Source organism: Gammaproteobacteria bacterium (assembly GCA_022450155.1).
In the GTDB taxonomy this organism is placed as follows: domain Bacteria; phylum Pseudomonadota; class Gammaproteobacteria; order Arenicellales; family UBA868; genus REDSEA-S09-B13.
Map to the genome: position 1 here is coordinate 1 of JAKUQR010000016.1, position 23935 is coordinate 23935.

General features: G+C 52.8%; 22 protein-coding genes and 1 pseudogene. 12 read left to right on the forward strand and 11 right to left on the reverse strand.

Translation table 11 applies throughout. The annotated features are described in order from the left end of the window. Window positions 1-318 precede the first annotated feature (318 nt). From tadA to MK323_09890, 6 genes are all read left to right on the forward strand, one after another. Window positions 319-2067, forward strand: a complete 1749-nt coding sequence (gene tadA, locus MK323_09865; protein ID MCH2482464.1) for a Flp pilus assembly complex ATPase component TadA — start codon at window positions 319-321, stop codon at window positions 2065-2067. A gap of 116 nt (window positions 2068-2183) precedes the next feature. Next, the gene (locus MK323_09870; GenBank protein MCH2482465.1) at window positions 2184-2558 is read left to right on the forward strand and encodes a hypothetical protein; all 375 of its coding nucleotides are present in this window, start codon (window positions 2184-2186) and stop codon (window positions 2556-2558) included. Window positions 2559-2626: 68 nt separating this feature from the next. Further along, window positions 2627-3781 carry a diguanylate cyclase gene (locus MK323_09875; protein ID MCH2482466.1) on the forward strand — a complete coding sequence of 385 codons (1155 nt, stop codon included), beginning with the start codon at window positions 2627-2629 and terminating at the stop codon, window positions 3779-3781. Between the two features lie 232 nt (window positions 3782-4013). Continuing rightward, entirely contained in the window at window positions 4014-5549 is a 1536-nt protein-coding gene (locus MK323_09880; protein MCH2482467.1) for a Pyoverdin chromophore biosynthetic protein pvcC, read from the forward strand. A gap of 87 nt (window positions 5550-5636) precedes the next feature. Further along, entirely contained in the window at window positions 5637-6176 is a 540-nt protein-coding gene (locus MK323_09885) for a TIGR02444 family protein (GenBank protein ID MCH2482468.1), read from the forward strand. A 91-nt stretch (window positions 6177-6267) separates the two neighbouring features. Next, a complete protein-coding gene (locus MK323_09890; protein MCH2482469.1) occupies window positions 6268-7095 on the forward strand; it encodes a hypothetical protein in 828 nt (275 codons plus the stop codon). A 102-nt stretch (window positions 7096-7197) separates the two neighbouring features. Here MK323_09890 and MK323_09895 read toward each other — a convergent pair whose 3' ends face one another. Together MK323_09895 and MK323_09900 are read right to left on the reverse strand one after the other, a co-directional pair. After that, on the reverse strand, window positions 7198-8673 hold the full coding sequence (locus tag MK323_09895; GenBank protein ID MCH2482470.1) for a 2-hydroxymuconic semialdehyde dehydrogenase: 1476 nt from the start codon (window positions 8671-8673) through the stop codon (window positions 7198-7200). 89 nt (window positions 8674-8762) lie between these two features. Next, window positions 8763-9125, reverse strand: a complete 363-nt coding sequence (locus tag MK323_09900; protein ID MCH2482471.1) for a carboxymuconolactone decarboxylase family protein — start codon at window positions 9123-9125, stop codon at window positions 8763-8765. Window positions 9126-9326: 201 nt separating this feature from the next. On the opposite strand from MK323_09900, the gene MK323_09905 reads away from it, so the two are divergent. From MK323_09905 to MK323_09930, 6 genes are all read left to right on the forward strand, one after another. After that, window positions 9327-9737 (forward strand): RidA family protein, encoded by a 411-nt coding sequence (locus MK323_09905; protein MCH2482472.1) that lies wholly within the window; start codon window positions 9327-9329, stop codon window positions 9735-9737. Window positions 9738-10060: 323 nt separating this feature from the next. Next, complete coding sequence (locus MK323_09910; protein ID MCH2482473.1) at window positions 10061-11269, forward strand: ABC transporter substrate-binding protein; 1209 nt, start codon at window positions 10061-10063, stop codon at window positions 11267-11269. Window positions 11270-11448: 179 nt separating this feature from the next. After that, window positions 11449-12267 (forward strand): branched-chain amino acid ABC transporter permease, encoded by an 819-nt coding sequence (locus MK323_09915; GenBank protein MCH2482474.1) that lies wholly within the window; start codon window positions 11449-11451, stop codon window positions 12265-12267. Next, the gene (locus tag MK323_09920; GenBank protein MCH2482475.1) at window positions 12251-13264 is read left to right on the forward strand and encodes a branched-chain amino acid ABC transporter permease; all 1014 of its coding nucleotides are present in this window, start codon (window positions 12251-12253) and stop codon (window positions 13262-13264) included. The genes MK323_09915 and MK323_09920 overlap by 17 nt, the downstream gene beginning before the upstream one ends. Continuing rightward, window positions 13261-14016: an ABC transporter ATP-binding protein gene (locus tag MK323_09925; protein ID MCH2482476.1), complete on the forward strand. Its 756-nt coding sequence runs from the start codon at window positions 13261-13263 to the stop codon at window positions 14014-14016. The genes MK323_09920 and MK323_09925 overlap by 4 nt, the downstream gene beginning before the upstream one ends. Continuing rightward, window positions 14009-14725 (forward strand): ABC transporter ATP-binding protein, encoded by a 717-nt coding sequence (locus tag MK323_09930; GenBank protein MCH2482477.1) that lies wholly within the window; start codon window positions 14009-14011, stop codon window positions 14723-14725. The genes MK323_09925 and MK323_09930 overlap by 8 nt, the downstream gene beginning before the upstream one ends. Before the next feature lie 48 nt (window positions 14726-14773). On the opposite strand, the gene MK323_09935 is transcribed toward MK323_09930, so the two are convergent. From MK323_09935 to hutI, 9 genes and pseudogenes are all read right to left on the reverse strand, one after another. Beyond that, window positions 14774-16390: a bifunctional 3-(3-hydroxy-phenyl)propionate/3-hydroxycinnamic acid hydroxylase gene (locus MK323_09935; GenBank protein ID MCH2482478.1), complete on the reverse strand. Its 1617-nt coding sequence runs from the start codon at window positions 16388-16390 to the stop codon at window positions 14774-14776. 41 nt (window positions 16391-16431) lie between these two features. Continuing rightward, window positions 16432-17286 (reverse strand): fumarylacetoacetate hydrolase family protein, encoded by an 855-nt coding sequence (locus MK323_09940; protein MCH2482479.1) that lies wholly within the window; start codon window positions 17284-17286, stop codon window positions 16432-16434. A gap of 9 nt (window positions 17287-17295) precedes the next feature. Then, window positions 17296-18132, reverse strand: a complete 837-nt coding sequence (locus tag MK323_09945) for a VOC family protein (protein ID MCH2482480.1) — start codon at window positions 18130-18132, stop codon at window positions 17296-17298. Between the two features lie 17 nt (window positions 18133-18149). Then, a complete protein-coding gene (locus MK323_09950; GenBank protein MCH2482481.1) occupies window positions 18150-18731 on the reverse strand; it encodes a UbiX family flavin prenyltransferase in 582 nt (193 codons plus the stop codon). A gap of 311 nt (window positions 18732-19042) precedes the next feature. After that, window positions 19043-20386 (reverse strand): annotated as a pseudogene (locus MK323_09955) (UbiD family decarboxylase). 215 nt (window positions 20387-20601) lie between these two features. Then, window positions 20602-20757, reverse strand: a complete 156-nt coding sequence (locus MK323_09960; GenBank protein MCH2482482.1) for a DUF3303 family protein — start codon at window positions 20755-20757, stop codon at window positions 20602-20604. Window positions 20758-20915: 158 nt separating this feature from the next. Then, complete coding sequence (locus tag MK323_09965; protein ID MCH2482483.1) at window positions 20916-21950, reverse strand: amidohydrolase; 1035 nt, start codon at window positions 21948-21950, stop codon at window positions 20916-20918. Between the two features lie 9 nt (window positions 21951-21959). After that, window positions 21960-22505 (reverse strand): 3-hydroxyanthranilate 3,4-dioxygenase, encoded by a 546-nt coding sequence (locus MK323_09970; GenBank protein ID MCH2482484.1) that lies wholly within the window; start codon window positions 22503-22505, stop codon window positions 21960-21962. 181 nt (window positions 22506-22686) lie between these two features. Then, window positions 22687-23925 carry an imidazolonepropionase gene (gene hutI / locus MK323_09975; GenBank protein MCH2482485.1) on the reverse strand — a complete coding sequence of 413 codons (1239 nt, stop codon included), beginning with the start codon at window positions 23923-23925 and terminating at the stop codon, window positions 22687-22689. Window positions 23926-23935 lie beyond the last annotated feature (10 nt).

Below are 23935 nucleotides of genomic sequence, written 5' to 3' on the forward strand. Positions count from 1 at the left end.
GGCGAAGCGGTTCGATTTCAACTGGAAAGCGCGACCAGCTGCCGGCGCGGGCCGAGTAGCCGGATTCGATCATGGCATCGATCAGTCTTTCCGCGAAGCCTCGGTAGAGAATGTTATTCATGGAATGCTTCCCTCGATGGGTCATGGAAGTAAGCACTGCTGAGTCACTAGCGGATATTATCATTTTAGGAGATAAACGAGGATACCGATAGTGATAAATAGGCAAGTTGCAAATTAAGACCTAGAATATCCGCTCATGGAGTCGATCAGATAGTCAACTGAACATCTCGACAGTCAGGTCCTAAATAGATAAACAAGATGAGTCAGGTTACCCGCGGTCTAACGGAGATTCAGGATGCCCGGCAAGTACGCCGCCGCTTGCGCTTGGGCGAAGTCCTGGTGAGTGAGGGCCTCACAACTGAGGCTGAGATTCATGTTGCACTGAGTCAGCAAAAACAGCAGAAAGGCAAACGCCTCGGTGAAGTGCTGGTTGAACTGGGTATGGTTGACGAGAGCGCCATAGCCAGGGTTCTGGCGAACCGACTGGGGTTGCCATTTATTGATCTAGACAGCACCGACATCGAGTCCGACGCACTTACCGAGATTCCGGCTAGAGTGATCCGCGAGCACCAGGTATTTCCCATCAGGGTAGACACTGAATCGCTTACAGTGGCAATGGGAGATCCACTGTCGAGTGAGGCGATAGACGCCGTTCGTTTTACCTGTAAGAAACGAGTGGTCGAGGTGGTTGCAACACCCACTCAACTAAAAGTGTATATCGCAGACCGGTTATCTACCCAAGAAAGCAGCGAGGATTTTGAGACCTATCTGCGGTCGCTCGGTGGCAGCGGCGTTGCCGGGGATGCCGAGGGTGAGGATGATGATGTCATCAAACTGGTCAACCGGTTTATCGTCGATGCGGTCCGCGATCGCGCATCGGACATACATGTTGAACCGTATGGTGACAAGCAGGATCTCATAGTTCGGTTTCGGGTAGATGGACAGCTCCGTAATTACCGCCGCATCCCATCGGAGTATCGGGAACGTATCGTGGCCAGGATGAAGATCATGGCAAGGCTTAACATTGCAGAGCGGCGCTTGCCACAGGACGGCAAAATGCGTTTTAAACTCGGAGAGCGCGAGATTGAACTGCGTATGGTCACTGTGCCGACAGCCGGGGAAAATGAAGATGTGGTTCTGCGTATTCTGGGAGCGTTTGGCGCTTTGCCGTTGAGTGAGATGCAGCTCAGTCCAGATAACCTGCAAGCGGTTGAAGCGCTGGTGCGTCGTCCTTATGGACTGATGCTGGCCGTAGGTCCGACGGGTTCAGGCAAAACAACCACACTTCATTCCATGCTGGCCCAAATCAACGACGTTAAGAAGAAGATATGGACCGTAGAGGACCCGGTAGAAATTACCCAGCCGGGCCTTCGGCAGCTGCAGGTGCAGCCGCAGATAGGATTGACGTTTGCGTCAGCCATGCGGTCGTTTCTGAGAGCAGATCCTGACATTATTATGGTCGGCGAAATGCGGGATGAAGAAACCGCGCATCTGGGGATTCAAGCCTCCCTGACAGGCCACATGGTGCTCTCTACACTACACACCAACACGGCGCCCGAAACAGTGACCCGGCTGATCGATATGGGCATGGAGCCGTTTTCTTTCTCGGACGCCCTGTTGGGCATTCTTTCACAGCGATTGGCACGGCAGTTGTGCGGGAAATGCAAAGTTGAGTATGACGCAACGCCCGATGAGACCGATGAGTTTAGTCGTTATATCGGGGCAGACTCGGTAGAACGAGCAATGTCTGGCGGTGCCTTGAAATTGTGGCGGGCAGATGGCTGCGTAGAGTGTGAGAAAACCGGCTACCGGGGCCGTCTCGCTCTGCACGAACTGCTGGTGAACAATGATGAGATCCGCACTGCGATTCAAAGAAAGGCGACCACGGGCGAGATACGGGACCTGGCTCAGCAAGCGGGTATGCAAACGCTGCTTCAAGATGGGGTGGTTAAATGTCTGCAGGGCCACACTGATCTCAAACAAGTACTGGCAGTCTGCAGCCGCTAGCACTTCGTTGTTTTGTCAAAAGTCAAATTTAATGTAATTTGTTTCGGGTTCGAAGTTTATGGAAATGTTCTACAAATTCGTTAGACTAAATCGGCTGTCATAAAAGGAGAAATCCGATGTCAAGAATCTTGTTAGTATTGATGTTGGCGATATTTTCGGTTGTGGCGATCGCTGATGAAATTTCAGCCGAAGACAAAGCCAAGGTCCAGTTGACGCTCGTAAAATGGATAAAGTCGCGATCTGATGATAAAGGCCGGTTTCTGTTCGTGGATCGACAGACTAACGACTTAATGGGCGGCTACAGTGCCAACGTCCACCCGATGATTTTGCCTTACAAGGATGGCGCCGTGTTTGTGTGTTCGGAGATTGTCACGGATAATGGTGTCCGAGTTACGGCGGACTTCCTCACTGTCAAAGTCGGTGATGCCTACAAGATCGTTGAAGTCATTATGAACAATCGGGACAGTGTCGAGAAAATGCTGGGCATGTAATTTGTTTTAGTGTCGCGGCTGGCCATTGTTTACTGGCCGGCCTCAGTTCGTCTGCTATTGTTATTCTTATGCGTCTAGGGATTTTCCTCAAGTTTGTACTGTTATTTGTCTTGCTGGCTGTTGTGCTGGGCGCCGGCGGATTGTTGGTTTACAAAAATAACCGTGCCGACCACTACGAAGGTGTCGCTTCTGCGCAGTTGGCGACCGCTGTCGTGGGCAGCGCGGCTATTTTGGATCAGGCGATCGCCGCGGGAGAAAAGGAAGCGAGAGAAGCACTGTCGCTGTTTTCAATGTTTCCATTTGTGTTATGTGTCGAGATTGCATCGAGTGGCGAGGCCGATTTCCGCTGGCCGCCGCTGCCCTGTGAGATCATCAAAGAAGAAAAATATCCCCTTAACTATGAAAACATACTGTCTGACGGCAGTGGGCTGCTCTTCCAGGTCAGCAGCGAATGGGTACAAGAGCAGGTCAATCGCGAGCTGTATACTGGGTTTGTCGCACTGGCGATCTTTCTGTTGTTGTTCGTGATTGGGAGTGGACTTTTGTTTCATCGAATTGTTGGACATCCGGTTGGTTACCTGATTCGAAGTCTTCGAAACGTATCTCAAGACCTCACCCAGCAGGACTTGATCAAGAAGATCACCCGGGATGAAATCGGTGAACTGACCGATGCATTGAATGGGTTGCTGCAACGTATCCGGACGTATCAAGCGGAACTGGTACGACTGGCAAACACCGATGGGTTGACGGGTATCTTCAATCGAACAACGTATTTTTCGAAGGGGCAAGAGTTACTAAAGGCTCATCCAGAAGGTATCTACTTTCTACTGATAGATCTTGATCATTTCAAGGCCATCAACGACTCCTATGGTCATGCTGTGGGGGATACCGTGCTTGAACGGATTGGGAAGTTATTGCAAGGTTCAATGCGAACCAGTGGCACTCGTGTATCAGATGTTGTTGGTCGACTCGGAGGAGAGGAGTTTGGCATATTGATGTTTGCGAAGACTATTGATGATGCTGTTTTAGTTGCAGAAAGATTACGCCAGACAATAGAAAGCACATTCATCGAAGTAGGCGGTGTGCCGTTTGCGGCTACGGGTTCTATCGGCGTGGCCGAAGCGGTAGCTGGAGAAAGTCTCGATGATCTATATCAGCGAGCCGATAGAGCGTGTTACACAGCCAAAGACAATGGCCGCAACCGCGTGGAGGTGGCCGACTAAATTGCCAGAGGACGTTCACCGATGGTTTAACGACTCAAAGTTTTCTGCACGCGCCTTAGGTGGGCGTTGACAACACTGTGCCGGGAAAGCTTTATAGATGAGTGATTGGCCTGAGTCATGTCAAAGCCGTTGGTTGCGCGGTATATTGAGGGCGAATAACATAGCGTTGTCGAGTTAGTCAGACTTAGCGATCACTGTTGCCAGCGCACGACCTACTTTCTTGAAACGAGTTATGACCACTAAAAAATCATCAATCCAAGTGGCTAATGCCAAGAATGACCTCTTAACAGGACAGGCCTTCCTCGACAGCATTCGTGACGGGCGTGAGGTCTGGTACGATGGTGAGAGAGTCAAAGATGTCACGACTCATCTCGCTTTCAGAAACAGTGCCAGAAATATCGCACGTCTTTACGATTCCCTTCACGACCCGGCACATTGTGAACAACTGACGAGAACGGACAAACACGGTATTTTGACCCACAAGTTTTTTGCGCCCAGTTACAGCGCAGAAGAACTCCTGGAAGCACGGGATGCCATTGCACTGTGGCAGCGTATGACTTATGGCTGGATGGGTCGTACACCGGACTATAAGGCTGCGTTTATGGCCCAATTGGCAGAGGGGTTCGATTTCTATGACCCCTTTGGTGAAAATGCCCTGAACTGGTATCGAAAGTATGCCGCACAGGGTCTGTTTCTGAATCATGTACTGGTTGACCCGCCGGTAGATCGAAATCGGCCTCACCATGAAGTCACCGACGTGTTCGTAAATGTCACCCGTGATGATGATCGTGGGATCTATGTCAGTGGCGCCAAGATGGTTGCGACAGGGTCGGTGTTGACCCATGCAACATTCGTGGCACCGAATAGCGGTACGGCGGCGCGCATGCAAGCTGGAAAAGATGAAGCCTTTGCGCTGGTGTTTATTGTCGACATGGACACCCCGGGTCTAAAGCTTGTCTGTAGGCCATCGTATGAACTGAAAGCGGACAGCCCCTTCGAAGCGCCTCTTGCGAGCCGTTTTGATGAAAACGACTCTGTACTGCTGTTTCATGACGCCTTTATTCCCTGGGAAAATGTGCTGGTCTACCGGGATGTTGAAAAGGCCAAGGGGTTTTACGCCTCGTCTGGATTTTTCAATCGTTTCAACCTGCAATCCGCGACCCGGCTGGCGGTCAAACTAGAATTTGCTTGTGGTTTGCTCATGAAGGGCACAGAAGCTGCTGGGACCGATACCTTCCGCGGTGTGCAGACAGAAGTCGGTGAGCTGATTTCAATGGCTAATCTCGTATGGGCATTGACCACGGCAATGGCGATGGACCCCGAGCCCGGCGTCGGTGATTCAGTGGTGCCCAAGCTGCAGACCGCAGCAGCTGCACGAATCTATATGACTTCCGCCTGGCAGCGCGTACGGGAGATTTTCGAAAAAGTGCTCGCCGGGGCTCCCATTGTGACGGTGTCTTCGGTCCGGGATCTCAGGCACCCTGAACTGGATCCGATCATCGAGCGTTACTTCCGGGGAACCGGGCTGGCTGCAGCGGAAAGAATCAAGCTCTTCAAGCTGATCTGGGATGCGCTCTATTCGGAATTTGCGGGTCGGCATGCGCTTTATGAACGCAATTACGCGGGTAATCACGAACAGCAAAGACTTGATGCACTGAGTTGGTCCGACGAGCGCGGTGACAGTGAACGCTACCGCCAGTTGGTGGATGCTTGCCTGAGTGATTATGATGAGGATGGCTGGCTCGTCGAGCATCTTCGGCACAGCTAGATTTGGCCTCCCCCGTCTAATTCGTGATCGAAAAAATTCAATAGTCAGGATTTTGTACTAATTTACTGTAAGGTCGGGAATTCCTCTGTGTCACAACCTTCGCCGGAGGCTACTCATTCTCTCTGGGATTACGCAGTCGAGGTCTACAGTCGACCGGGTATGTCTGAGTTGTGTCTTTGGTTTCAGGATCACTGCCGCGTCGATGTTCCCATTATCCTCTATATTGGCTGGTGTTCGGCACGGGGAGTTCATGTGGATCATCAACTGCTGACGCAGGTTGAGCAAACGGTCGATGTTTGGCAACGGGATGTAGTCGCTCCCTTGCGTGGCTTGCGACGAGAACTAAAAAGAGACTCAAAGGGAATCGCACAGGAAACGGTTTCGGCGTTCCGTGAGGAACTCAAGTCGCTGGAGTTGGAGGCCGAACATCTAGAGCTGAACGCCCTGGCAACTTTGAGTTCTGATGAAACTGTTGCGGCAGTCCCAGTTTCTGATCAGAAACGGTTGATCGAGAGCGGTTTGGGTCAATATTTGGGGAGACTCAAATGTGATATCAATGCACAGACCAAAGAAAAGATCACCGGATTCGTCGCGTGTCTATCGGCGGAAAAGACCGCCAGTGGGTAGGGTTGTTCTGATCACCACCCCAGGGGCCTTTCGTAATGCGTCAACTTCCGGTTAATCTGTCTTTTTTGGCCTAATTGACAGGCAGGTGACGATGACTGAAGGCCGGATCGTGGCGCATGCAGTGAGTCCTCATACTCCGCGTATGGCCAATCCTGACGCGACGCCGGATTTTCTCGCTGGCGTGATGGCGGGTGCGCGAGAGATGGGTGAGGTCATCCGTTCATACGAGCCCGATCTCTGGGTTGTTCATTCGACACACTGGGTCACCACCTTTGACTGGTACATCACGCATCAAGCTCAGCATGACGGTTTGTGTGTTGGCGAGGAATGTCCCGATCTGATACCGGGTATCGAATATTCCATTCAAGGTGACCCGGAGTTTGCTGCGGCGTTGTCTGCAGCAATCGAAGGGGCTGGATTTCCCGGTGGACAAAGTCGGACGCCAAATCACCGTTTTGATTATGGTTCCTACGTGCCGCTGGTCTACCTTGACCCGGAGTTCAGCCTGCCGGTTGTGCTGCTGGGATGCTGTGTCATGGCAGGTATCGGTGAATGTATGGCCGTGGGTGCTGCTGTCGCACAAGCAGCGCAGGCGAGTGGCAGGCGAATCGCATTTCTGGCGAGCACGGCGCTGTCGCACCGGCTTGTGCGTGGACCGGACCGCTGGCCATCGGACGAAGAACAAAAGCGAGACCACGAATTCATCGATCAATTATGTTCCGGGCAGATCGAACAGGCTCGGCGTCAGTTTTCGGATTATGCCCGGGTTGTAACCGCTGAGATGGGGGGACGCAATCTTGCGACCTTCCTGGGGACATTGGATACCGGTAAGCGGTATCACGGCCAGCAGTACGGGGACTATGGCCAGTCATCAGGCAGCGGCAACGCTAGCATTCTGTTGACGGAAAAGGCTGAGTAGTCGGTGGCGTGTCGCCGTCTTCGATACCCATTTAATCTGTCAGGGCGAATTCAAGCTTCACACCATTTTCGGGTATTGCTCACGATCGTCGAACTCCTCGAGCTAAACTTTAAGGCAGATATTCTGCAGTTCAGTATAGAACTCTAGAGAGTATTCTCCACCCTCACGGCCAATGCCGGATTTTTTGGCGCCACCAAACGGGGTCCTGAGATCGCGCAAAAACCAGCAGTTCACCCAGGTAATCCCACAGTCGATCCTTGCCGCAACCTGGTTTGCTTTCTTGATGTCCTGAGTCCACAGCGTGGCAGCGAGGCCGTATTCCGTATCGTTCGCAAGGCTGACTGCTTCGTCAAGGTCGTCAAAAGGTCTTATATGACAGCACGGCCCGAAGATCTCCTCTTTGACAATCAGGCTGGTCTCGTCCAGCCCGGTCCATAGAGTGGGTTCTATCCAGCAGCCGTGTTCCCACGGCGTCGGCATGTCGGGAGCGCCCCCACCCACGATCACATTGGCGCCGAGTTCTGCCGCGCGGCGGTAGTAGCTAAGAACCTTGTCGCGGTGGGTGCTGCTGATCAACGGACCCATTGACGTTTCCTCAGCAAAGGGGTCACCGCGGACGAGGCTGGCTGCGCGCTGTGCCAGTGCCTCAGTGAAGCGGTCGAAAATGGGTCGCTCAACGTAGACCCGTTCAGTGCTGAGGCAAACCTGACCACAGTTTGCGAACACAGAGCGGCTCGTCCCCTCTACAGCCTGTTCAAAATCGGCATCAGCAAATATCACACCGGGATTCTTGCCGCCCAGTTCAAAAGACACGTCCTTGATATCGTCTGCGACAGACTTCATGATCGCGGCACCGGTAACGGTTTCGCCTGTAAAAGTCACCGCATCAACATCAGGATGGCGAGCCAGGTGTTCACCGGTCGAATCGGCTCCGAAACCATGAACAACGTTGTAGACCCCGGGCGGGATGCCGGCGTCATTCATAATCTTGCCCAGCAAGGTAGCTGTAGCGGGGGTCTCTTCTGAGGGTTTCACCACCACGGTGTTGCCGCAGGCGAGTGCGGGCGCGACTTTCCAGGTCATCAACAGGAGCGGCAAGTTCCAGGGGCAGATAACCGCAATAACCCCTTTAGGCTTGCGTACGGTGAGATTGATGGCTTCACCCCCATCAGGCGTCGGCATACGGAAAGTCTCGTCAGGTATGGCTTTGATGACATCGGCAAAGGCCCGGAAATTGGCCGCCCCGCGTGGAATGTCGATATGTCCGGCCAGTTGTACCGGTTTGCCGGTGTCTGAAATTTCGGCAAGTAGAAATTCATCGCGATGTTTATCGATCAAGTCGGCGACCTTGCGGAGCAGGTGGGCGCGTGTGTCAACATCAATGTTAGCCCAAGGACCTACAAGCGCAGACCGTGCTGAATTCACCGCATAGTCAATGTCGTCAGCGTCACCTTCGAATACGTCAAAGTTCAGCGTGCCGTTTACCGGGTTGATGTTTTCAAATGTTTGGCGTCCAGTCGGCGACACGTACTGTCCATTGATAAAGAAAGGTAGCGGGTTCTGTTTCAGAATCGACATGTAAGTTATCCGTGAAGGACGGAGTGCGGTGCCGTGGAAAACGCGCTGGAAGGTTCTGCCAGGTACTCGATTTGCATTTTCTCAGCGTATTATTCGTCGAAGATCTTGTTGATTACTTCGGCGGCCAGGTTAAACGCAGGCAGCCCCCGAAACAGGAAAGCAAGTCCTGCAACGGCATGGAGTTCTTCTTTGGTAGCGCCTGAGCGTACAGCTCCCCGGGCGTGAAATTCCGATGCCGGTGACACATGAGAGATCAGCACCGCAAACAAAATTAGTTGAGCCGTTTTGACATCAAAACAGTTCGGATACATTGCTTTTTCGCGAACATTTTCGATCGCTTCCAGTAGTTCGGGGTCGGTTTCAAGCCCCAAGCGGATGCGATGCTGAATCTTGGGTGGTACAAAGCCAATGAGTTCTTCATAGATCTTGGAATAAGGGTCAGAGCCGGTCATGGTGTTCTCTAGTGTAGTGGGTATACGGTATTCGGGGCAGCGCGGCAATGAGTTACAGGCTGGCGTGACCCATTTATACTTTATAGGACTCTACACTCCAACACCACGTAACCGGTTGATATCTGATGCAGCCCAGACTGTGGTTCTATCAGGTAATGCTGACCAGTAGACTATGGACCGGTTTTTTAATGAGAACCCATCATGTCTTCAAAAACACTGAGTGAAAAAGCGACGCCTCGCGGCACGTATCCCCATATTCGTCGAGCCGGGGATTATTTGTTTGTATCAGGGATCAGTGCCCGGCGAGCGGACAATTCTATCGCTGGTGCCGAGGCAGATGATCAGGGCACAGCACGGCTGGACATTCGAATACAGACCCGAGCAGTCATCAACAATATAGAGGATATTCTCAGAAGCATGGATTGCACACTGGCCGATATCGTTGATGTGACCACCTTTCTGGTCAATATGAATGATTTTGGTGGGTACAATGAAGTTTACGCTGAGTACTTCAGTGAGAGTCGACCTGCCCGAACCACCGTGGCAGTCCATCAGTTGCCCCATTCACATCTAGTGATCGAAATTAAGGCCACAGCCTACAAGCCTGAATAGGCTGCGGACGGTTTGTGGTTGTGCAACAGGGCCAGCCAGGCGCCGCAGGTGAGCAGGTCAGCGACAGAGTTAACCACCCAATCGGGTTGAGTATTGGCGGTGCCTAGGCCATTCCGGCGCGATTCCCCCCCTCAACACCAGAATACCCTACGCACCTGCTCGCGATGCGAGGGCGATATCGGTGTAAATTCGATCACCTATCTGGCTTTTTACAGGATTGGTGGCTTTAGTTTAGTATTCACCAAGTTCTCTTGCCTGTCTTGAGACAATGTTGAGTTGAGGTTAGGTAGAGCAACTTCTCGAACCACAAAAGGAGGGACGATATGAAATACAAAAAGGGATTTCTGACTATCGCTGCGGCGGCAGTGATTGGAGTGTCATCAGTTGCCGAAGCAAAGAACGTCCGCGTCGGGGTCGTATTGCCCTATACCGGCGGGGCTGCCCAATTTGGACAGCAGATCGACCGAGGTATGAATCTTTATTTGAGTCTGCATGGTGATCAGTTGGGGGGGCACCAGATCGAACTGATCAAGCGGGACTCAAAACGACCTGGCGGTGACATCGCCAAGACCGCAGTACAGGAACTGATCACGCGCGAAAAAGTGGATCTGTTGACGGGGTTTGTATTTTCACCCAATGCCATGGCCAGTGCCCCGTTAGTGACTCAGGGTAAAGTGCCGATGGTGATCATGAATGCAGGTACCGCATGGATTCCAAGTCTATCTCCCTACATTGTGCGGGTTTCATTCACCATGTGGCAGGCCGGTGTGCCGATGGGTGAATATGCCAAAAACTCTCTGGACTGCGCTAGCGCGGCCAGTGGTTATACCGACTACCCACCAGGCAAAGACAGCGTCGCTGCTTTTAAGTTCGGATTCGAAGGTGCGGGCGGTAAGGTCGTAGATGCCATCCCCATGGGCGGACCGCGGGAGGTTCCAGACTTCACACCGTTCTTCCAGCGTGTCAAAGATGCCAAACCTGATTGTTTTTATGTTTTTGTCCCGGCGGGTAATCACGCCAGTGCCGTGGTCAAGACGTTTTCAGATCTGGACATGGCGGGTGCGGGTATACGGCTGATTGGCCCTGGCGATATCACCCAAGATACAAAACTTCAGGGTATGGGTGACTCGGCTGTGGGTATGGTGACAGTGCATCACTATTCCGCCGATTATGAAACGCCGGAAAACCAAGTTTTTGTTGCGGCCTGGAAGGCGGCCTATGGCGCTGATACCACACCTGATTTCATGGGTGTGGCCGGTTACGACGGTATGGCAGCAATCGTGCAGGTTATCCGTGAGCTGGACGGTAACATTACAGCCGATGCAACCATGGATATCCTCAAAGGCTGGAAGTTCGACAGCCCGCGTGGACCCATCATGATCGATCCGGAAACTCGCGATATAATTCAGGATCAACATGTCCATCTGGTGGTGAAGTCCGGTGGACGGCTGAAGATCAAAGTACTGAGTACTATCCCTCAGGTGAAAGATCCCTGCAAGGCGAATCAGCTGGGCAAGTGCGCCAGTAACTGATTTCGATTCCCGCCGGGTGCGCTCACCCGGCGGGATTATCGGATTGTTCCAGCAAGTCTAGGCACGCTGGCAAGATCCGACCGTACTCATTCCTGACATAGTCCCGATTTGCTGGTGCCCGCGTGAGTCAGCTTAGCAACATCATTATCAGCATCATATTTGATGGCCTGGCCTATGCGATGATTTTGTTTATCATCTCCGTGGGTTTGTCTGTCACGATGGGACTCATGGGTTTTGTCAATCTTGCCCATGGCGTGTTTGCGATGGCTGGCGGTTATTTTGTTACCAGCCTGATGTCAGTTGTCGGGGTACCATTCATTCCTGCTCTGCTTATCGCTGCAGTGGGTGTGGCTGTCGCCAGTCTTCCTTTTGAACGCTTTCTTTACGCACCGCTGTACAAAGCCGGGGAGCTTGATCAGGTGCTGTTGAGTATCGGTCTGGTATTTATGGCATCGGCCAGCTTTACTTACTTTTTCGGTCCCGACCCTGTCCCAATCAAAGTACCTGACGGCCTTCGTGGTCAAGTCGATCTGGGATTCCGAAGCTTTCCGGCCTACCGTCTGTTTATGATTGCTATTGGGCTGAGCATGGCTGCAGGAATCTGGTACGGATTTGAAAAGACACTGATAGGCGCAAGGATCCGTGCTGCTGTAGACAATCGTATGATGGCTCAATCGGTGGGTATCGATGTTGATAGGTTGTTTCTTTTTACCTTCGCATTGGGTAGTGGCCTGGCAGCGCTGGGCGGGGGGCTTGCAGTTGATATTCTTGGACTCAGCCCCAGCTTCGCCATCCAGTACCTGGTACTTTTCCTGATTGTGGTTGCCGTGGGCGGTCTGGGCACGATCAAAGGCACGTTCGTGGCGGCTCTGGTCCTGGGTGTGATTGACAACGGTGGAAAGTATTTGTGGCCTGAAGGTGGCGCCTTCTTTATCTATGCAGTCACTATTGTGATCCTGCTATTGAAGCCCGCGGGGTTGTATGGTCGACACGGATAAAAAAACCATGGTGCCCTCCGAGGAGTCCAGAGTTTTCTTTTCCCGGCGCAGTCGCCTTAAGTGGTGGGAAGGTTTGCCCTGGGCACTGGCCATTGCAGCGTTTTTTGTATTGCCGGACTACATGGCCTTTGGCACGCAAGTACTGATCACTATTATTTTCGCACTTTCACTCGATCTCGTGGTTGGTTTTGCCGGCGTAGTAACTCTGGGTCATGCCGCCTACTTCGGCGTGGGCGCTTACACGGCGGGTATGGTGTCGGCACATTTGGGCTGGACCGAGCCGATTTCGGCGCTGCTACTGGCGGGGTTTGTTGCGGCAATTGTCGGATTCATTTCGGGCGCTGTGCTGCTGCGCTATCATGGTCTGACGTTACTGATGTTGACCCTGGCGACAGCGATCTGCCTGCAGGAATTTGCGAATGTCAACGAAGATTTCACGGGTGGTTTTGATGGGCTGACCGGAGTGAGTTTTACGCCATTACTGGGCTTGTTCGAGTACGATCTTTGGGGGCACACCTACTATTGGTATTCGTTGGTTGTACTATTTCTGGTGTTCGTTGTGGCGAGAATTATGGTGAATTCCCCCTTTGGCATGTCGTTGATCGGAATTCGCGAAAACTCTGCACGGATGCATGCAATCGGAACGCCAGTTTACCGACGCTTGGTTACCGTTTACGGCGTGTCTGCGGGTATCGCAGGACTCGCTGGCGGTCTTTTTGCGGAGTCCAACGCCTATGTCACACTGGATGTTTTGAGTTTTGCTCGTTCGGGCACGGTCCTAATTATTTTGATTCTAGGTGGCGTCGGTCGATTGTACGGTGCCTTCGCCGGCGCGGTGGTCTACCTGGTTCTAGAGGATGAACTGGCCAAGATGAGTCCGGAGTTCTGGGAATTCGGGGTCGGATTACTCCTTGTCCTCACAGTGATGTTTGCCAGAGGAGGTTTACTCGGAATCTTTGACCGACTGAGAAAGGTATTTAGCAGGGCAACGCCATGAGTGATCCGGTGCTTCAGGCTGTTGGGTTGTACAAAAATTTCGGGGCGCTGGAAGTAGCCCATAACATTAACTTCACACTGAAGCGGGGTGCGCGTCACGCGCTGATCGGACCTAACGGCGCGGGTAAGACGACTTTTATCAATCTGATTACCGGTGTTCTGACTCCGTCCAGTGGGCAGATCCTTCTAAATGGCCAGGACATCACAGGACTGGGTCAGGCAGAGAGAAGTCGTCGTGGCATAGCCAGAACCTTCCAGATCAACCAGTTGTTTCGGGGCCTAACTGTTCTTGAAAACGTGGTCTTGGCGATCGCCGAGCGTCAGGGTATCGCATCCTCGATGTTTCGGCCGTTATCTTCTTATTCTGAAGTAACAGATGAGGCAATGGAGTTGTTGGGTAATTTTGAGTTAAATGAAGATGCTCTACGGCGTATTGATGAGCTGCCCTATGGCCGGCAACGTCTGGTTGAGATTGTCATTGCATTGGGACAGCGACCAAGCGTTCTATTGCTCGACGAACCGGCTGCCGGTATTCCATCTTCCGAGAGCCAGCACATCCTGGATGCAGCCAGCGCCCTGTCCAGCGATATTACGGTGTTGATCATCGAACATGATATGGAAATTGTCTTCAGTGTTGCGGATTACATCACTGTTTTAGTCTCCGGTGCTGTATTGACCGAGGGAGAACCCGAGGTAATTGCAGCAGATGAGAGGGTGCGTGCGGTCTATCTCGGAGAAGTCGATCGTGGCTAGTTCTGGCCTGTCGTTGGTATCCGTGAGTGCCGGTTATGGTGAGACCGTTGTCTTAGAGAATATAGACCTGGAGATCCTGGCGGGGGAGGCTGTCAGTGTCATTGGGCGCAACGGGGTGGGGAAATCGACTCTGCTGATGACTATCATGGGTCACACTGATCTGCACAGTGGCTCAGTGCATTTGAATGGAAAGGAAATCACTGCTGCCAAACCCTGCCAACGTGTTTGGAACGGACTGGGGCTGGTGCCACAGGAGCGGCTCATATTCCCTTCCCTGACCGTTGATGAAAATTTGGCGGTCGCGGTACGCGCCGGCTCCTGGACGAGTACGCGCGTGTATTCAATGTTTCCCCAACTCGATGCCCGCCGGCAGAACCTCGGCAACCAGCTGTCAGGTGGCGAGCAGCAGATGTTGGCGATAGGGCGGGCACTGGTTGGGAATCCGAAAGTGTTGTTGATGGACGAACCCTCAGAAGGTCTTGCACCGGTCATCGTTGAAGAGCTGCAGTCAGTCATAAATCGTTTGCGTGAGGAGTCGTCGATGACGATTATTTTGGTGGAACAAAATAGTCGGGTGGCACTGGAATTTTCTGAGCGTTGTATCGTTATGAATCGTGGCCGGGTTGTCCGAGATGGAAGCAGTGAGGCCCTCAGGCAGGATCAGACTCTGCTTGAACGCCTGATTGGAGTGGATAGCAGTTTGCTGTGATCCATGCCGAACGGTATTCGGGTTCGAGCGTGGGCTGAATCGATTAGGTCAGGGCTTTAATCGGGTATAGAACTGTTTATCGAATAGTCTGTTGAAACAGTTCGAATCAGAAATATTCTCCACCAGTACGACAGCTGCGACGTAGTGGTCGGGTCGCAACAAAATGCCAGAGCCGGGCGCATCGGCAAAGGCTCGTTCTATTTCACCGTCTAGATCCCGTGCTTCGGCGATGCTGGGGTCCTTGGTTGCCATAAAACTGCCTGGCGTGATCCAGAGCCAGTTGATCGCAGCGTTCAGACCCAGATAGCATTGCGGCAGCCGATCGGGTTTGTCAGTAGGGTTTCCAAAGAAAAGGCAAGTGAAGCGATTTCCTATCAAGTCATCGAGCAGGGTGATGGAGCGGTCGGGCAGTTCTAATCGTGGCTGTATAAACAAGCGGCCTACCCATGGCGAAGTACCTGCCACCAGACCGTCTTCCAACACTGGTTTAGGTTTGAACTTCATCTGTGTGACGTAATGCTGGACAGGTGGTATGAACTTAAGCAGGATAAGGCCCCATTGAACGAACCAGGCGCGTAGACGCCCGGGTGGTATCATGAATCGCCCCATCAGGACCGCCAGGTCAATCAGCGCCTTGGCATGTGGTTTGCGCTCAATCTCGTAAGTCTCCAGCAGGGTATCTGGGAATCCGGCTCGTAGTACCTGGGTGGCCTTCCACGCAAAATTGTGGGCGTCCCGGATACCGCTGTTCATACCCTGGCCGGCAAATGGCGGACTCAAATGGGCAGCATCACCGAGAAGAAAAACCCGGCCGCTGCGCCAACTTTCTGCGCTGCGGGCCTGAAAGGTGTATACCTGCCGACGGATGATGTTCGGCAATCGATCCTCGCCATGGGTCAGAAGAAGTTCATTGACAAAAGATTCGCTGTCGGCCACATCGTTACTTTCGTGGTCATGAAGCATGAACTCAAAGCGACGCGACTGATAGGGTCCGGGTAGTGAGATTGCCGGCCGGACGGTATCGCAGAAGACCTGGGTCTGTCGGAAATTGTTACTGGTATTGACGGTATCCACGATCAACCAACGCTGTTCGTAGGTCGAACCTTCCAGCGGAATATCGAGCATACGGCGCAAGGTGCTCTGACCACCATCACAGGCAGCCAGGTAATCACAACTGACAACAATGGTGTCCTCTCGATGGGGTCGAACGACCAGTTTGACCGAATCTACAGTCTGTTCGACTGATTCCAGTGTGTGGCTGAACCAGGTTGTCACCTGTTCAAAACGTGTCAAGCCCGTGCGCAGCGTGGCCTCTAGACGGGGTTGCTGGAAGGCATTTCTGCGCGGGTAGCCGAATTCACGGGTCTGGGGTTCCACTTTGGCAAAACACCGGCCAGAAGGTGTGAAATACCAGGAACCGTAGTCCTGGGCGACGTCCGCCAGTACCTCTTCTATCAGACCGACTGACTGGACTGTTCTCAGGGCCTCATCGTCAATGGATACGGCTCTTGGCTGCGAGACAGTCGATTCATGTTGCTCGACCAGCAGTGTCTTTATGCCGTCCTGCCCAAGCAGATTTGCCGTAATCAAGCCGGTCGGACCAGCACCGACCACCACTACTTGATAATGTGTGTCTTGGGTTCCAACCACTTTCGCTTGAACCACGCATTTCGAAGACTGATGGATCAGTCTTTTCCAGTGCCAGCCTAGTTCACCGGTTCCGCTTCAACAGGATTCCTAAGGATTCCGATTTTGCTGATTTCAACTTCTACAACATCACCTGGTTTCATGAAAACCTGAGGGTCGCGTTTAAAGCCGACACCGCCCGGAGTTCCACTGACAATCACATCGCCCGGCTCAAGGCGCGTAAACCGGGAGATATAGTTGATCAGGACGGGAATCGTAAATATCAAAAGATCGGTTGTCGCGTGCTGCATGACTTCGCCGTTGAGGCGTGTGGTCAGGGTCAAGGTGCTGGGGTCGGGTATCTGGTCGGTGGTGACGAGCCACGGGCCGAATGGACCGGTATGGCGAAAATTCTTGCCTGGTGTGAACTGGCTGGTATGCCGCTGCCAGTCTCGAACGGACCCATCGTTGTAGCAGGAATAGCCTGCGACGTGTTCCAGCGCTGTATCTTCAGGAATCTTCCAGCCACCAGAGCCAATGATTACGGCGAGTTCCCCTTCGTAGTCGAAACTGGTTGATTCCGCTGGTCGCCACATGGCTTCTCCATCACCAATCTGGGTATTTGCGAATCGAGTGAACAGGGTAGGGAATGCGACTTCGGGACGTCCAGTTTCTTTTCGATGACTCTCATAATTAAGACCCACACAGATGATCTTATCGGGGTTGGTAATAGGCGGTAGAAGCTGGACATCGCTCAGAGCGACCCGCGGTGCGGCGTCGGCACTGCTTGCAATCAGTTTATGATAATCATCACCGATCAGGGATTTAAGGTCAGGATGGGTATTACCCAGCACTTGGCCAATGTCGGTAATAATGTCGTTATCGACAGATCCGTAACTTTGTTCCCCTGAGCGGGTGAATGTGACCAGTTTCATACTATTCTCCTAGCTGCGAAGGTATCCGGGTCCCCACAGGTTCAATGCCTTTTCACCATGCGGCCAGATGCGTACCTGGCGCTCACAGGTTAACTGTTCAAGTTCAGCCGAGATCTCCACCCAGTTACCGTCAGGATCGTTTACCATAAAAAAAAGGTTGTTGCCGGGGCCATGTCGTCCCGGGCCCCAGACGATTTTAACATCCAGACCGGCCAGATGGTCTGCCCAGTCCCGGATGAGGCCCCATTCTCCGGCTTCATAGGCATGATGGTCCAGCCGTTTTTCGCTGGCTTTGAAAAAGGCAAAGCTGTGGTGTTCATTATCGCTGTTCAGAAAACAGGCGCGAAGATCGCCGGTTTCATCTTCAACACGGTCTGTAATGCCAAACCCCAGTTGTCCTGTATAGAAATCGAGCATCGGGGCCATTTCGTCTGTAGCCACGACGAGGTGCTGCAGCCGGGCTGGCATCGAGGGATCATTTGAAAAATGAGTAGAACGGCCGAACACCAGTCGATTGCTATCCGGGTCCGTCAGTGAGAATGCGTGCTCAGAAAACAAAAGGCTTGGCGATGCATCCAGGCTGACGCCGGTACGTTCCAGGTTGCGACGAAGTTGCTTAAGGCCTGCATCTGAGTCGAATCCATAAGCAGCGAACCCCAGTTTTCGCGACTCACCACTTGCAATCAGCAGTTTTCTTCCCGCACCTTCAAGAATAATCAGTGGCCCCTGTGTCGTTTGGGTCATGCGCAGAGCTTCGCAGTAAAAGTCAGCCAGATTGGTCGGATCTTCTGATTCGAGCATTATGTGGTCGAGCCGTGCAGGGTTATCTTGCCAATGAATCGTCACGGGTTGCAGCCTGATGATTATTTCCCGAGGGGTCCCTGCCAGCGTTCGAACAGATCTTCGGGCAGTTCAATGTCGAACTGATCAAGTACCCGGTTCACAGTCTGATTTACCAGATCGTCAATAGTTGCAGGTCGATGATAGAAAGCGGGCATTGCCGGTAGAAGCGTCGCACCGATTTCTATCGAACGTGTCATCAGTCTTGTGTGTCCGAGGTGTAGTGGTGTTTCCCGTAGGACCAGCACCAGTTTTCGTTGCTCCTTGAGTACCACATCAGCTGCACGTACCAGCAGATTGTCTGCATAGCTATTGGCGATTCCGGAAAGCGTCTTTATCGAGCAAGGAATGACCGCCATACCGGTTGTTTGGTAAGAACCCGACGAGACACAGGCGGCGATGTCATGATCTTGAAACACCTGGTCCGCCAGTTTTTCCACCTGGTCCACTTTATAGTTTGTCTCCAGCAGTATCGTGCGCTTGGCAGCCTTGCTGATGACGAGGTGGGTGTCGATCTCCGTCAGCGTCTGAAGAACCTCAAGCAGGCGGATGCCATAGATCGCGCCACTGGCGCCGGAAATTCCGACGATAAGGGGTTGTTTCATCCCCTGACCAGCTCGATTCTGGCCTTTAGTGTGGCCTGGTCGTTGGCTGCTTTGGCCAGGCGCGACCGTTCCTTTGCGCCCCAGGTTCCAGCATGGTATTGGGTATAGCGTACATCAAGGCGGATGCGGTCCTTGAGCGACGGTCTACCGCTGTGCCGACGGCTGGTACCAACATCATTTCGGATTCTATCTTTGAGCGAGGGGCGGGTCGCGTGCGCTACGGTTACCCTGATATCGGCTGCGATTCGTTCTTTCAGCGGCAGGCTTTCTGCTTGAGGTCGCTCGATTTCCGGTACCTGGATCACATAGGCGTCGATATCAACTGATTTATAGTTGGCTCTATCGTATTCAACGGTATGTGGATAAGGCCGACAACAGTCAAATCCCACCTTCGTACCGAGGTAGTCCGGAAATGTGGGATTCAGCCCATGACCGAAGCTGTTCTCTATGGTCACGATACCGGTGCTCGCGTTAAGACGCGTGGCCATCGCCCATTCGACGTCGGTTGAACTGCGAATATCGACGTCTTCATCGACGACGGTGACCATCTTCAGTGGTGGAAAGGCGCTGAAGGTGGCCATGATCGCCTGTTTAGACCAGCCTGCGCGTTTCTGTTCAAGTTGAACGACAGCATGGTAGAACCCACAGCCGCCATGGCTGAAATAGACATCTCGGGTCCCTGGAACCTGACGTTGCAGGGTCGCCAATACATTAGCTTCTCCCAGCAGCCCAACTGAATTCCATACTTCACTGCCGGATAAGATGGTCTGGAAAATTGGATCAGGCCGTGCGTGAATTGCACGGACATGCACCACTGGGCGAGGCTCACGATTTGCGTAGTAGCCAGTGACTTCTGCAAAAGGGCCTTCATCACCGAGTTCGCCTGGAATCATTTCGCATTCCAGCGCGTACATTGCGTTGGCCACAATGTGCACCGGTAGGGTACGTCCCTGAACCAGCTCGAGTGGTGCACCGTGAAACTCGCTTGCAATTCCGAGTTCGTCGGTATCCGGTGGCGCAGCTTCAGCCGGTGTAGCAGCCGCGAAATGCACACCCGGGCCAACACCACAATTCAGGGAGAAAGTTAAGGATTCATTCCGCTCCTTTGCTTTTTCAAGGTACAGCCCCAGATGCCGGCCTGCGTCGATATTGATGTGAAGGGTGTCTTTGTTGACGACCATGAACCTTTGAATGGAAGCGTTGCGCACTCCGGTTTCTGGATCTCGTGCGATGACAACCGCGGCGTCGAAATAAGGTCCTCCATCTTTCATGGCGTGAATCGGAATAGGCAGGGCTGAAAGATCCAGCGGGTGTGCACCCCCATCGAAAATCGGTCCGTGTTCAACCATGACTGGCGCTACAGGATTTTTCTGCCAGTTCTGGATACAGCCACTGACAAAGCCGGGCAGAGCGGCCTCTTCTTGTGCCATGAGTTGCGCCAGCAGTTCTCTTGACCAGTACAGGCCAGTGAACACGGGCACGTCGTAACCTTTTACCTTTTCGAACAGTACCGCCCGCGGTTTCGATTCGAAGTGGGCAGCGATGCCGGCAAGGTCATGTTTTAGGTCAACCTCCGAGGTCACGCGGGTCAGTCGGCCACACGAGTCTAGGTGGTCGATGATGGTTTTCAGATCGGCTAGATGATTGGTAGTCATATCCGTATCCCGGCGATGTCCTGTTGATTTGCGAAAAAATCGACGATCACCGCCTCAAGATAGCCCAAAGATGTCATAATTTTTTGAGTGGCAGTATCAGCATAAGTATAAAGCCCCAGCAAATCAAGATAGTTACAATGCAGACCGAAACTAAATTCTGGCCTGCTGACCACTATCTTGATTCTGATGACAGGAGGCCCAGGCATAACTGGTCTTCAGCCAATTCGAAAGATGTCAAAATCGACCAGGTTAGACCACCTTGTTGCCCATTTCTCAAATAACTTTTCTTCTTCTGTCCCCATCAACTGAAAACATGTGTTCCGACTTTTATCCACCCACGAGTTCAGATAATTAAGACCATTTGGAAGCATCCGACCCTATGAGTTTAGTCGTGAATACACCTCGTCATAATGACCTGGTTTAAAGGTCTCAACTACCCTATATTGTTTCAATGGCATAGCCTTTGGTGGGAAGTTAGAAAGTCGTTTCCAGGCAAGAATAGACGCTGCCCATGTAGTGGTTTGTTTGATCATTGCGTTGGCCCGACGCAAGTAACCACGGACTCGTTCTGTTGGCCAAAAAAGAACGACTTTGCGTTAAGACCGAGAATCTTTGATTTCTCTTCTGGGGAAATACGGGTGGCTGAACGTATCAGTGCGCCCATGTCCTGTTCGCCCAGTGGGAAAGGGTAATCCGTACCGAACATCACCCGATCTACACCCATCACATCAACCAGCAGACGCAGGGCCGCTTCGTCGAAAACCGCAGAATCGACACTGAACCGAGATGTATAACTCGATGGGAGACTGGGACATTGTTCGCGAACAATGTCGCGCTGACGCCAGGCATTGTCCACCCGGCCGAGCAAAAACGCGAAGCTGCCGCCGCCGTGGGCGAAGCACAACTTGAGAGATTCTGGAAGTCGTTCAAAAGCGCCGGAAAGAATCAGATACAGTATAGAAAGTTGGGTCTCCGCCGGCATTGCGACCAGCCACTGCATCATGTAGCGGTCCATTCTTTCCCGACCCAGCATGTCCCAGGGATGGACCAGTACAGGAACGTCTATGCTGGCACAATGCTGAAGAAAAGCAATAAGTCCTTCGTCATCAAGATCCCGGTCGGCAACATGATTGCCAATCTGTACCCCGAGATGGCCTTGATCTACCGCCCGCTCGAGTTCACGGCACGCAGCATCTGTATCCTGCAGGGGCACTTGAGCGAGTGCTGTGATGCGCCCGTTTGATTGGGCGCACATCTCCAGTGCCAGGTCGTTGAACAAACGGGCGCAATTCTCAGCTTCACTGGGCTTGCGCTGATAGGCAAAGAGCAATGGGGTTACACACATGATCTGATGGTGAACACCATCACGGTCCATCTCTTCGAGTCGTTTACTGATATCCCAGCAGGCAGAGTACACGGGTCTGTACTCGCGCTCACCCAGCATCAGCATACCGCGATTGTGATCGAGGTGTTTCAGCCAGGGCCAGTCCGGAGTTCCGAACCGGGTTTCCAGATCCGGCCAAGTCTCTGGCAGAAAGTGGCTGTGGATGTCAATTGTCTCCATGGTTAAATCTCAGACAACGGCCCATCCGGCGGGTGGTTCTTTACCCGGATGAATTGTCCCACAGTACGGACAGCGTTTGTGTGTTTCGTCTTCATAGAAAGCGTCAAACAATGGCGGGAGGTCTTCGACGATGTCCTTGAGCTCTATTTCCACTCGATGTACCAGCTGACCGCAGTCGAAGCAGAACCACTCGAAGCCGTCTTTCATTCCGGAATGCCGGGCGCCTTCCACTACCAAACCGATCGAATCGACGACCGGCCGCTGAGGAGAATGGCGGACGTGTGCTGGTAGAAAAAAGACTTCGCCTTCACGTATGGGAATATCGTAAATCTGGCCGTTTTCAGAGACCTTTAATAGCATGTCTCCCGCAAATTGGTAGAAGAATTCTTCAGCCGGGTCATCGTGGAAATCAACTCGCTGATTGGGGCCACCGACCACCATCACCACCATGTCAGAATGCTCGTCGAAGAGATGTCTGTTTGCGACTGGGGGCTTGAGCAGATGCTGGTGCCGTTGTATCCAGTCCTTAAAATTAAATGCTGCGCGCTGTGTCATAAAAGCACCTCGGCGATCTGGCGGATTAAAAAATCGATTGCGCCGAGTCGATTGTAATCAACAATTGATGTCGGTTCACAATTCCGGTCAAGGGATCGACAGTTCTAGTGCTTTCCCAAGCTGCAGCATCATCCTGTCAGGGTAAGAAGCGACGGGCAGTGGTAAATTTGGTGAAGGAGAATCAGCCGAGGTCGCCCGCTGCAATCTGTCCAGACTTGACCACACAAACGGGTTGTGGTGCGCCGATGGGGTAACACAGTTCGGCGGGTTCTGTGGCATTCCATAGCGCAAAATCGGCCCGTTTTGTCGGTTCCAGTGTGCCTCTGTCGTGAAGCACCCCAAGGGCCAGTGCGGCTGCTGCGGTGACGCCTCGCAAAGCTTCCTCGGGTGTCAGCGCGAAAAGTATGCACGCCATGTTCAGCGCCAGAAGAATAGACTCCATTGGCGAGCTTCCCGGGTTCATATCGGTCGCAACGGCAATATCCACGCCGCACTTACGGAACGCCTTGACCGGTGGCCGTGTGGTCTCGCCAAGATAGTAAAAAGCACCGGGTAGCAGCACTGCTACGGTGCCGCCGGTGGCAAGTGCTTCTGCACCAGCTGCGCTGGTGTATTCAAGATGGTCAGCCGATAACGCAGAAAATTCCGCAGCCAGGCTGGCACCGCCGGAATCCGACAACTGATCGGCGTGGAGCCTGACGGGCAGACCTAAGTCAGAAGCGGCTGCGAATACCTGTCGGGTTTGATCGGGGCTGAATGCAATCGTTTCACAGAACGCATCGACGCTGTCGATCAGGGATTCAGAGGCAATCTCCGGCAGCATATGCTGACAAACGTGGTCAATATAGTTGTCAGGCTGGCCAGAATACTCTGGCGGTAATGCGTGAGCACCCAGAAACGTTTTGTGAACAGACACTGGCAGCTCGCGTTCGAGTCGCTGAGCGACTCTTAATATCTTCAATTCAGTACTGGTATTGAGTCCATAACCACTTTTGATCTCTATGGTGGTGATGCCTTGATTGATCATCCGCTGAAGACGTTGCCGAGCGGCGTCAAACAAAACATTTTCGGATTCATTTCGAGTTGCTTGAACGGTCGACTGGATACCACCTCCCGCTGCAGCAATGTCGGCATATGACGTACCGGTCAGTCGCAGTTCGAATTCGTTTGCTCGATTGCCGGCATAGATCAGGTGGGTATGGCAGTCGATAAGACCTGGTGTGATTAGGCGGCCGCCACAATCAATTCTTTTGCAATCAAGGTCTCCAGCAGTCAGACCGATGGAGTCAGCCGCCCCAATATTCTGGATATGTTCGCCGGCAACGATAATAGACCCGCGCTCGATCAGACCGTAAGGCCCGGATCCGGCCTGCATGGTGGCAATCCGGGCGTTTTCCCAGATGGTCATGTTATCTGACATGTTAGAACGC

Coding starts and splice junctions, on each gene's coding strand:
- tadA (MCH2482464.1), top strand. CDS start 319: ATGAGTCAGGTTACCCGCGGTCTAACGGAGATTCAGGATGCCCGGCAA.
- MK323_09870 (MCH2482465.1), top strand. CDS start 2,184: ATGTCAAGAATCTTGTTAGTATTGATGTTGGCGATATTTTCGGTTGTG.
- MK323_09875 (MCH2482466.1), top strand. CDS start 2,627: ATGCGTCTAGGGATTTTCCTCAAGTTTGTACTGTTATTTGTCTTGCTG.
- MK323_09880 (MCH2482467.1), top strand. CDS start 4,014: ATGACCACTAAAAAATCATCAATCCAAGTGGCTAATGCCAAGAATGAC.
- MK323_09890 (MCH2482469.1), top strand. CDS start 6,268: ATGACTGAAGGCCGGATCGTGGCGCATGCAGTGAGTCCTCATACTCCG.
- MK323_09895 (MCH2482470.1), bottom strand. CDS start 8,673: ATGTCGATTCTGAAACAGAACCCGCTACCTTTCTTTATCAATGGACAG.
- MK323_09900 (MCH2482471.1), bottom strand. CDS start 9,125: ATGACCGGCTCTGACCCTTATTCCAAGATCTATGAAGAACTCATTGGC.
- MK323_09905 (MCH2482472.1), top strand. CDS start 9,327: ATGTCTTCAAAAACACTGAGTGAAAAAGCGACGCCTCGCGGCACGTAT.
- MK323_09910 (MCH2482473.1), top strand. CDS start 10,061: ATGAAATACAAAAAGGGATTTCTGACTATCGCTGCGGCGGCAGTGATT.
- MK323_09915 (MCH2482474.1), top strand. CDS start 11,449: ATGATTTTGTTTATCATCTCCGTGGGTTTGTCTGTCACGATGGGACTC.
- MK323_09920 (MCH2482475.1), top strand. CDS start 12,251: ATGGTCGACACGGATAAAAAAACCATGGTGCCCTCCGAGGAGTCCAGA.
- MK323_09925 (MCH2482476.1), top strand. CDS start 13,261: ATGAGTGATCCGGTGCTTCAGGCTGTTGGGTTGTACAAAAATTTCGGG.
- MK323_09940 (MCH2482479.1), bottom strand. CDS start 17,286: ATGAAACTGGTCACATTCACCCGCTCAGGGGAACAAAGTTACGGATCT.
- MK323_09950 (MCH2482481.1), bottom strand. CDS start 18,731: ATGAAACAACCCCTTATCGTCGGAATTTCCGGCGCCAGTGGCGCGATC.
- MK323_09960 (MCH2482482.1), bottom strand. CDS start 20,757: ATGCTTCCAAATGGTCTTAATTATCTGAACTCGTGGGTGGATAAAAGT.
- MK323_09965 (MCH2482483.1), bottom strand. CDS start 21,950: ATGGAGACAATTGACATCCACAGCCACTTTCTGCCAGAGACTTGGCCG.
- MK323_09970 (MCH2482484.1), bottom strand. CDS start 22,505: ATGACACAGCGCGCAGCATTTAATTTTAAGGACTGGATACAACGGCAC.
- hutI (MCH2482485.1), bottom strand. CDS start 23,925: ATGTCAGATAACATGACCATCTGGGAAAACGCCCGGATTGCCACCATG.